We start from the raw sequence: 10,173 nt of genomic DNA on the forward strand, positions 1-10,173 counted from the left end.
AATGCGGTAGTCCCTGCCAATTAGATGGCATTTAATAAGTATTTAAAAAGCCTTACTACACACAAATTGTAGTAAGGCTCTTATTATCTCTATAGAAATAAGGATTAGAAAATAACTTATCCCCTCGGAAGAAAAAAGACTTTATTTTAACTTCCCTATTGATAGGTTAACACGATAATTCCCATATTTTAATAGTCGCTCTAGAAAGTTATCCAATTCTTCATTAGAAGAAAAATGTGTTTTTAATAAATAACATCCTTCACCACTTACACGATGTACTTCAGATATTTCTTCTTCTTTTTGAAAGAAGTTCATAAACTCTTGATGATTAGCTGATGTGACAAACAAAGTAACAAATGCAGTCACGGTTTGTCCTAGTTTGATTCGGTTTATTGCGATTGTATATTGTTCAATAATCCCTAAATCCTCTAATCTCCTAATTCGATTTCCTACAGCCTGCCCAGTCATATGTATTTTTTGACCTAGTTCTTTCCATTGTATTCTTGAGTTTTCTCCTAATAATTTCAGTATCTCAAAATCTGTTTGATCAATAATATAAACCAATCCTTTCATCGTGAAAGTAGAAAAGCAGAAAGTGTTTCGCCAACTTATTCAGCTTATCGATACAATTCACTATACTAAATTTATCCTCTTACATCGCATTGTTTATCAGTTATATTTACTTATAACACAGAGGACGCAACAAAAAAATACATCTAGATTTAAAGGAGGTTACAAATATGTTATTACAAGATATTTTATCGTTCAATGAAAAATTTGTAGAAAATAAGAAATACGCCCCCCGTGAAGCAACAAAAATGCCTAAGAAACGTATGGTTGTTGTTTCTTGCATGGATGCTCGTTTAATTGAGCTACTTCCAAAAGCTTTAGATATACACGATGGAGATGCAAAAGTTATCAGAAATGCAGGTGGTAAGATTGCTTCTCCTTTCGATAGTGTTATGCAAAGTGTTGTAGCATCAGTATATGATCTAAATGCAGATGAAATCTTTCTTATCGGACACCATAGATGTGGTGCAAGCCAAACTAATCCCAAAGGAACACTTCAAAAAATATTAGATCGTGGAGTAGCTTCACCAGAAATTTTAGCAGCAATTGAATATGCTGGTGTTGACCTTGAAAAATGGCTATTTGGATTCGATGATATCTGTGATTCGACTCAAGCTAATGTTGATTTAGTAAGAAATCATCCACTTATTCCAAAAGATGTTCCTGTACATGGTTTAGTTATTGATCCTCACACAGGTAAATTAGATGTAGTAGTTGATGGATATAAAACATTAAATGGTATGAAACATTAATCATTACTTAAATGAAGGGAAGTTATTAAATATGAATAGACAAGAAGCTACGCAAAAAATTATGGAAGCAAAAATCGCAAAAGGATTAACATGGGAAGAAATTTCAAAAGTAAGTGAAAACTCTGAGACTTGGGTTGTAACAGCATTATTAGGGCAGGCTACAATGATACGTCCGGAGGCAGAAAAAATCGGTAAACTATTAGAATTAGATGAAGAAGTAGTTCAGGCATTAACAGTAGTTCCACTTAGAGGTCAAGTAATGCAAATGCCTCCTACAGACCCAATCTTATATCGATTATATGAAATGATGTTACAATACGCACCAACTCTTAGAGAATTAATATTAGAAAAAGCTGGAGAAGGTGTAATGAGTGCAATCAACTTCAATCTAGGTGTGGATACACAAGAAGATCCAAAAGGTGGCGATCCTCGTATCGTTATTACACTTAACGGGAAATTCTTACCGTTCCGTACTTGGTAATTAATTAAAAATCTATCTATATAATTAAAATGATTTTATAGAGTTACAAAATCCATCCTTTTTAATTTAACTGTATAGAAAGGATGGATTTTTACTATGAGATTCTTTTTCGGTAAAGGAGAATAATATGAATAAAAAATACTTTAATACAAGCTTTAATATTCTACAGTGGTTTGTTTTTTTATTAGCAAATGCAATTGCATTGCCTATCATTATTGGTGGCATATTCCATTTATCAGTAGAAGATATTTCAACATTAATGCAGCGAACTTTTTTAGTCGTGGGAATAAGTTCATTTATACAAGCATGGTTTGGGCATCGCTATCCCATAGCGGATGGTCCAGCCGGTTCATGGGTAAGTATATTTGTCATACTGGGACAAGTTGCTATGCATCAGGGACAAAGTGCAAAAGATGTGTTGCAACTTTTAGAAGGTGGGTTAATTATTGCAGGTATATTACTCTTCGTTCTTGGTATAACAGGGCTTGTTCAGCGAATCTTACGTTTATTTACTCCTTTAGTTACAGGGACATTTCTTTTAATTTTAGCACTTCAACTTAGTGGTGTGTTACTAAAAGGAATGATGGGATTACAAGGATCTGCAACTCATCCTGATTATCCAACAGCTATTATTGCGCTCTTTGTTTTTGCCCTTATTACTTTCTTATCAATTAAAGGGACAGGATGGATGAAAAGGTACGCTGTGTTACTTGGAATTTCATGTGGTTGGCTTTTGTATACTCTTTTAGGAGAATCATCTTATATGCCTACACATACAACGCTAGTTAAGTTACCAGAGATATTTGCTTGGGGCACACCTAGATTGGATATTGGAATGCCCCTAACTGCAACTTTATTTACATTTCTTTTAGTTGCAAATACAATTGCTGCTATTTCAGCTGTAAAACAAGTAGCTCCCTTATCTAAAGAAAATGAAAAGCAAACATTGAACCGTGGTGTATGGGTCGGAGGTATATCACATATTATATCGTCGTTGTTTTCTACAATTGGTATTGTACCATTACCTGCATCAGCAGGATTTATTCAATTAACAGGACAAAGAAAGTTGAAGTCGTTCCTTATAGCAAGTCTTATATTAGCAGGAATTTCTTTTGTTCCCTCAATCGTAAGCTTTATATCCTTGCTTCCAGGCCCTATTGCCAATGCTGCACTTTTAGCAACATTTGTCCAAGTAATAGGCATTTCATTTCAATCGATTTTAAGCGAAGAATTAAATCAACGCCGATTAACTATATTAGGAATTACATTATTAATCAGTTTAGGAATAATGTTTCTTCCAGAAAGCGCATTTAGTGGCATTCCTTCTTCCTTACAATATGTTTTAAGGAATGGATTGCTCGTGGGTACCGTCATTGTCATTTTATTGGAACAGTTTTGGAAAGAGTAAAGTATTTATAGGCTTTTTCATTTAGAAGAAAATAAAGAATGAAAATCAGCATTTGGAAATATTTTAAAATATCTTGATATAAATCTATGTATTTTGTAATATATAGGTATATTGTTAGTTTATTTGATTCCGTTCATTCCCACACCTTATGTGTTGTGGTTGAGTTGTAGAAGTAAGTTTTTTTCTTACTTTAATTTTGAAAGGGCTTCTTTGAGCCGATTAGTGTAATTAGCTTATTTTGCTATGCACAATTAATCGACTTGAGGAGGCCTTTTTTGTTTGGGTTTAAACAGGTATAAATATATATTTCTGTATAAAACAACAGATTAAGATAGGAAATTTATATAGGGGGAGAAAACATATGAGTAATTGATTTGTTTATCAGGGAAATTGGAGGGATATGTAGTTTTTTTACGTTAAATGTATACACGGATATATGAAACTGTGATTGTAAAATAGATACATAATAGATTTACGAATCGCAGCAAAAATAATTATATAGAAGTTTTGTAGACGACATAAATGTACTCATTATAAGAAGGATGAATAGAATTTTACTGTGAATTTTTAAAAAACGTATCAATTGATACGTTTTTTATTGTAATTCTAGTAAATATGAGGTACGATTTGAAAGGGGAAAGAATTTTAATGCATATTAGCTTTCAAAATAGGGAGACAAAAAAGCACACTAATTTTACAATCGGGGAGATTGAGCAGTACATATTAGAGTTTAAAAAATTAATTAAAAATAATCGATTTACGGTTTCTCGAAATGAAAAAAGGAAAGAGAATAGTGAATTTTTAGAGGCTAATAAGATTAACGCTAGTAAAGTGAAAGAGATTCTTCTTAATATAGGAGTACGTGATTTTTGTTATGCAGTTGATAATAAAAATCCAAATTTTGCTCATGAAAAATTGTATATCTTTTGTCCACAATATGAGTTAGATAATTGGGGACAAAAGAAGTCGGTAGACATATATATTAAGATGAATCTAATTGAAAATAAGGACAGGAACAAATACATGATTGTTGTTTCTTTTCATAAAAGGAATAAACCAGTCACTTATCTTTTTAGGTAAAGATAAGTGACTAATGGTTTTAGAATGAGGGAGGATTTTTATGTTGGTTTTATGTGAGTTTTGTCGAGATATGGTAAAGTATTCTACTAAAGATGTTTCAAAAGTGACAGTCATTAGAGGGAAGCAATATCATTATGTAGGTAAAGAAGCAAATTGTGAGGAGTGTAAATCTGAAATATTTGTTCCTAACATTCATGATTATAATTTAGAACAATTAGATCATGCCTATAGACAACAGGAACAGTTAGTTACTATTTCTGAAATAAGAGAGGTTTTAGAAAAATATAAGATTGGAAAACGTCCATTGTCTTTACTTTTAGGTTGGGGAGAGGTTACCCTGACAAGGTATGTAAATGGAGATATTCCGACGAAGCAGTACTCGGATATATTGAAAAGATTAGGTAGAGATCAATCTTTTATGCTAGATATTTTGGAAAGAAATAAAGATTTAATTACTCAAAAAGCATATAGAGTCTCTAAAGAAGCAATCGCAAAGCTACAGGAAAATGATGATATTCCTTCTACGCAGACTACGAAAATCGAGGAAGTTGCTAACTATTTGCTATATAAAAATGATGATATTACTCCTTTAGCTCTTCAAAAGCTGTTATACTATGCGCAAGGATTTTGTAAGGTGCTTACTGGGACATATTTATTTGAAGATGATTGTGAAGTAGGAAGTCATGGCCCGGTATATCGAGTTATTTTTAATAAATATAAAGTATATCAGTACGACAATCTTGAAGTTAATTATGATAGTACAAATCAATTAACTCAAATAGAAAAGGAAATATTAGACTGTGTAATCAATACTTTAGGTTGTTATAGTGGGAAGAGTTTAGAAAAAATGATTCTATTTGACTTACCATGGGAAGTTGCGCATCTAGAATTAGAAGATAATGATCCCGGTAAACCTATTATGGAAAAAGAAGAGATAGATAATTGCTTTAATACAATGAAACAGGCATATAATTTAGTTACAATTTCTGATATAAAGAAATATGGCATAAAAGCATTTGAAAATATAAACAATTCAATGTTGTAACTATATCATTTTTAATATGATTGATATATGAATTTTTTACTGTTAATCAGGCCTCTATAAAGGTATTAAAAGATAGTACTAATTACAAAAGGTTAGGATTGCAGAATATAAACATTATTAACACGATGTAAATATGCATATTAAATAAAAAGTAAAGTGGATTGATACATTATATGGTAAAATGATATATATGAAAACGTCTTATGAAGTAAATTTTACGCTTTGGACCTTTAGCTCAGCTGGTTAGAGCAAACGGCTCATAACCGTTCGGTCGTAGGTTCGAGTCCTACAAGGTCCACTTATAAACAAGGAGAAAGCACTCAAATGAGTGCTTTCTCCTTGTTTATAATAAATAAAGGGGATTGTGACATGAAAATAATTGATTTAGAGACAGAAAGAAAAAAGAAGGGGAAATTAATGGTAACTATTCCAATTATAGAACTAATATATGGAGAAAAAGGGGAAATTGAATTTAAAGTAGTGGGAAAAAAAGTTGTTCCGCAATCCATGTTAGAGAATTAAGCTACTTTCAATTTCTATAGGCTGTAAGGTCGTTAAGTGGGAGATTTCTAAGTACGGAAACCTCGTGGATTTTGATTGATTTTGCTATCCCTGTAGTTCCTAAGGCTAAGAGATGAGTTTTCTCCGTTAGTATGGGAGAAAAAGGAGAAAGGAAAGGACATAGCTATTGCGGTTTTAGATACGGGTTGCAATATTAATATAAAGACGTTATTCTTTCCTATGATTTTTCAGAAAGAATAACGCCTTTTTCATTTTAGAGGGTATTTTGTCTTGTTAGCTTGATAGCGATAGGGTAGCGCCATCAAAACGCAAATTTCGTACGCTAAGAGAATTTGGAAAGAGCTAAGGTTCTGATTCCCTTAAAGGACAAAACGAAGGAGAATTCCTAAAAATAAAGTTGTATTCATCTAGGGAAATTAATATGCTCTGAACTAAGAGGTAAGATATTTGCCAACCTTCTTCATATTTTTTGTAGCTGGAGTTAAATACAAAATATTACAGAAGTAGAGACAACATTGATAATTAGATTTAGCCCACTGGTGCGTTGTAACTAGTCTAATAGTAATCTTTCTCGAAGCTCACTGTATTATCGAAAAGAATTGCGCATGCTAATGCATTCATTGCTTATTCTTTAGTTTATTGAATATAATGATCCTATTTCTAAAATAGAAGGATGATAGGATCAATTACTTGTCACTTTAAATTTAATTAAAAAACAATTGTACTAACAGCATGTAGATAATTGTTCCACCTGCTATGGAGAGAAGCATTTGTCTCTTCCATATGTGAAGGATTATTACTACTCCTACTGAAATTAATTCTGGAGCACCATGATTGCCGGATAATAAGTTTAGATCCTTAAAACAGTAAATAACTAAAAGACTTATGACAGCTGAAGGTAGTACCTTACCGAGATACTGGACATATTGCGGAGTAGGTTTATCTGATGGGAACACTAAGAAGGGAAGGAACCTTGTAATCATTGTGCCTAAAACCACTATACCAACTGTTATAACTTGTTGCAGTAAACTCATTGTCACACGGAAACCTCCTCTACGTTCTCTATTGGTTTTTTTAGGATAGTAAGTACTAATAAAATCATAATCATTGCAGGAATGATGAAATTGTTTCCACCAAAAATAATTAGGCTAAATATCGATAATCCCAGTCCTACAAGAGCGCTATAATGCTTTTTCTCCCTCATCCACTGTTCAACAAAAATCACAACGAAAAGTGCTGTCATAACGAAATCTAGTCCTTTTGTATTGAAGTGTACAAAGGAACCAAAAATACCACCAATTGCTGCTCCTATACCCCAATACAAATGATTAAGCAGTGTCACGAAGAACATAAACCAACCCTTATCAACATCTTTTGGAATATCAACAGTAGAATTAATAGAAAAAGATTCATCACATAGTCCAAAAATAAGATAAAACTTTTTCTTTCCAATTCCTTTATACTTCTCTAGCATAGAAATACCATAAAATAAATGCCGTGCATTCACCATTAAAGTAAGAAAAAGTGCATGAATTGGATTAAAAGCAACCAGTAATAAATTAGCTGCAATAAATTCCATTGATCCTGCGAATATGATTAAACTCATTAGAATTGGATATATTGCACTGAAACCCAGAGAGTTCATGTAGATTCCATAAGCAATTCCTAAAAATACAAAACCAGCAAAAATAGGTATTGTATAAGGAAAAGCTGCACGGAATGCGATTCTTATTTGATTTCTATTTTTCATATTATTCACATCCTTAATCAAGAGCTTTATTGCATACAAATTTAACACATAAAATCCATACAATGAATAAGAAAATTGTATGGATTACAATTTTCTTTAGCGGAAGTGTGTTATTCTAACTTTAAAATAATGCTGAGTTTTTATCCTTGTAATACTTTTCAAAGTTTATAAATCTTAATTTTAACTATTAAAATTTACCCTATAAAAATTTAATCGTAGAGGTGAAGCATGCCAGTAAATTCATTTGAAAATTACTCTATGTCTTGGAAACCTAATAAGGAACTATTAAAGCGTCCGTTTTATTCCTCTATTGCAGCACTACTTGAACATGATATTGTAAATGGTTTTTTAGCTCCAGGAACAAAATTGCCTCCACAACGAGAATTAGCAGATTTTTTAGATTTAAACTTTACAACAATTACCCGAGCTTACAAACTATGTGAAGTTAAAGGCCTAATTTATGCAATCACAGGGAGTGGAACTTTTGTAGCTCCTAATGCAACTCGTTCCATTACTATTTCTACAGAGGAAATCAGAAACTGTATTGATCTTGGATTAGTAGCATCATTTGAGCAAACTAATAGTATTGTCGCAGAGACTATTCAAAAGGTCGTAGATAAAAAGTATTTAGAGCAACTATTAAATTACAATGATCCAACTGGTCTTCCGCACCAAAAAACGGCAGGTCTCAATTGGATGAAGTCTTTCGGCATTAATGTGGATCAGGACCATATAGCAATAGTTTCGGGGGCACAAAATGCTTTAGCAATTACATTGACAGCGTTGTTTAAACCTGGAAACCGAATTGCAACTGATGTATACACCTATTCAAATTTTATCGAATTGGCAAAAATGCTACATATTCAATTAGTACCCATTCAAGGGGATGAATTTGGAATGCTCCCAAGTGAACTCGATAAGCAATGTAGTCAATTAGATATTCATGGTATTTTTTTAATGCCTTCTTGCTCTAATCCTACTACGATTATGATTTCAGATTTTCGAAAAAAAGAGTTAGCAGCAATCATTCGAAAGCATCAAATAATTTTGATTGAGGATGATATTCATGCATTTTTGACAGCAGGGGTTATTTCTGATTATGAGCAACCAATGTTTAATTTACTTCCAGAACAAAGTGTTTATATTAGTGGAACTTCTAAGTGCATTTGTTCAGGATTAAGGGTTGCTTATATGGTATTCGGAGATGCCTTACGTAAGGATATTTTAAAGGCTATATTTAATGTCAATGTTAAAACATCTTCCTTAGACGTAGAGGTTATAACAGAGCTAGTGTTATCAGGAAAAGCTCATGAAATTGTTAAGCAGAAGAAATTTTTAGCGGAGTCTGCAAACGAAATTTATTCAGGATATTTTTCTTCCAACAATCCTGTCGGGCATCCTTTTAGTTTTTACCGTTGGCTACCTATTCAAAATCATTATGATGCATTTCAATTAGAAACAGATTTGGAGAGGCACGGCATTCGGGTTTTTCATTCCGAGCGCTTTATTACCGCACAAACCATGCCTAATCAGTATTTACGAGTTGCTCTATCCTCTACAAACTCATTAGAAGAGTTGAAAATAGGGCTAGAAATACTAAAACAATATCTCGGCTAGTTTAAAAAGAATACAGCAGACATTTACTTAAAATAAAGGAAAATGCTATTTAACAGTGAAGTCGTAGTAAAAACTCTTCTATAGGCAAGAAGAGTTTTTTAGTGAGTCTACAGCATTCTGGGAGGAATTAATTTGTTTATTATTAATATATAAATTAATATATATAAGTGATTTGTGTTAGGAAATAAAGGATATTTTTATTCGCAAAAATAATTAGGGTAAGAAGGGGAAATAGTGAGAAAATGAAACAACTTTTAGGTGCAGTATTTGCAGCAACAACTTTAATATCTTTAGCAAATCTACGGACAGATACAATCTTTAAAGATATTCTTATTGACCATTTGGTTATATAAAGAAAACATAGATATAAAAAGGGAAAGTAAAGTAGCTGGTTATGGAAAATGGTACATATGATTTTGGTGGATAGTATTACACGTGGTCAAGTTGCTAGATTACTTTATCTTCGTTTGATATAATTATTACTACAGTAGTATTACAGTAATACCTTGGGTATATAATAAAAGAAGAGATGCTTGATACATCTCTTCTGGTAACTGTTGCCGTAAGGCGGGTAGTTACTAAATAAATTTATTTTCTTTTTCTAGAACTTCCCTTTTGCTTCCGACGGCGTAGGGAGGTTCTTTTGCGTTTTGCTAATATTATTCACTAGCTTGTTTCCATAACCAATAACAATAATTCCCAGAAATACTTTCAATAAATTCTGTAGCAAAGACAGTAAATATTCCATCATAGGAGTCACCTACTTTCCCTCTACATAAAAAAGAGAAAGGACAGCACCCACCCTACGTCATACAGTTAAATCTATTCTATCATCCTAGTACAAGCTCACCAATATAAACAAGACCACCATTATGAACTGAACCCAAAAAATTAGACAAATATATTAAGCAGCTACTAAGGATTGAACTCTGTATTGCACAGGGGACA

The 10,173-nt window shown here is 32.5% G+C and carries 10 protein-coding genes and 1 tRNA gene; 8 read left to right on the plus strand and 3 right to left on the minus strand.

What is annotated here, in order from left to right; genetic code table 11:
• Window positions 1-141: 141 nt before the first annotated feature.
• Entirely contained in the window at window positions 142-573 is a 432-nt protein-coding gene (locus tag AB6801_RS23355; RefSeq protein WP_098330560.1) for an Lrp/AsnC family transcriptional regulator, read from the minus strand.
• Window positions 574-740: 167 nt separating this feature from the next.
• On the opposite strand from AB6801_RS23355, the gene AB6801_RS23360 reads away from it, so the two are divergent.
• From AB6801_RS23360 to AB6801_RS23390, 7 genes are all read left to right on the plus strand, one after another.
• Window positions 741-1,322: a beta-class carbonic anhydrase gene (locus AB6801_RS23360; protein WP_000926479.1), complete on the plus strand. Its 582-nt coding sequence runs from the start codon at window positions 741-743 to the stop codon at window positions 1,320-1,322.
• A gap of 31 nt (window positions 1,323-1,353) precedes the next feature.
• A complete protein-coding gene (gene cynS / locus AB6801_RS23365; protein WP_098330559.1) occupies window positions 1,354-1,803 on the plus strand; it encodes a cyanase in 450 nt (149 codons plus the stop codon).
• A 127-nt stretch (window positions 1,804-1,930) separates the two neighbouring features.
• The gene (locus AB6801_RS23370) at window positions 1,931-3,211 is read left to right on the plus strand and encodes a purine/pyrimidine permease (protein ID WP_098330558.1); all 1,281 of its coding nucleotides are present in this window, start codon (window positions 1,931-1,933) and stop codon (window positions 3,209-3,211) included.
• 648 nt (window positions 3,212-3,859) lie between these two features.
• A complete protein-coding gene (locus tag AB6801_RS23375) occupies window positions 3,860-4,291 on the plus strand; it encodes a hypothetical protein (protein ID WP_000548170.1) in 432 nt (143 codons plus the stop codon).
• A 40-nt stretch (window positions 4,292-4,331) separates the two neighbouring features.
• Window positions 4,332-5,336, plus strand: a complete 1,005-nt coding sequence (locus AB6801_RS23380) for a type II toxin-antitoxin system antitoxin SocA domain-containing protein (protein WP_000960611.1) — start codon at window positions 4,332-4,334, stop codon at window positions 5,334-5,336.
• A 224-nt stretch (window positions 5,337-5,560) separates the two neighbouring features.
• Window positions 5,561-5,634, plus strand: a tRNA-Ile gene (locus AB6801_RS23385).
• A gap of 71 nt (window positions 5,635-5,705) precedes the next feature.
• Window positions 5,706-5,858: a hypothetical protein gene (locus AB6801_RS23390; RefSeq protein WP_000691090.1), complete on the plus strand. Its 153-nt coding sequence runs from the start codon at window positions 5,706-5,708 to the stop codon at window positions 5,856-5,858.
• Window positions 5,859-6,562: 704 nt separating this feature from the next.
• Here the strand turns inward: AB6801_RS23390 and AB6801_RS23395 are convergent.
• Complete coding sequence (locus AB6801_RS23395; protein WP_000178819.1) at window positions 6,563-6,898, minus strand: branched-chain amino acid transporter permease; 336 nt, start codon at window positions 6,896-6,898, stop codon at window positions 6,563-6,565.
• Window positions 6,895-7,608 carry an azaleucine resistance protein AzlC gene (azlC, locus tag AB6801_RS23400; RefSeq protein WP_000797395.1) on the minus strand — a complete coding sequence of 238 codons (714 nt, stop codon included), beginning with the start codon at window positions 7,606-7,608 and terminating at the stop codon, window positions 6,895-6,897. The genes AB6801_RS23395 and azlC overlap by 4 nt, the downstream gene beginning before the upstream one ends.
• A 228-nt stretch (window positions 7,609-7,836) precedes the next feature.
• Between azlC and AB6801_RS23405 the strand changes: the two genes are divergently transcribed.
• Window positions 7,837-9,225: an aminotransferase-like domain-containing protein gene (locus AB6801_RS23405; RefSeq protein WP_098279451.1), complete on the plus strand. Its 1,389-nt coding sequence runs from the start codon at window positions 7,837-7,839 to the stop codon at window positions 9,223-9,225.
• Window positions 9,226-10,173: the final 948 nt, after the last annotated feature.

The organism is Bacillus sp. RCC_6_1, from assembly GCF_041360755.1.
Classification (GTDB): domain Bacteria; phylum Bacillota; class Bacilli; order Bacillales; family Bacillaceae_G; genus Bacillus_A; species Bacillus_A cereus.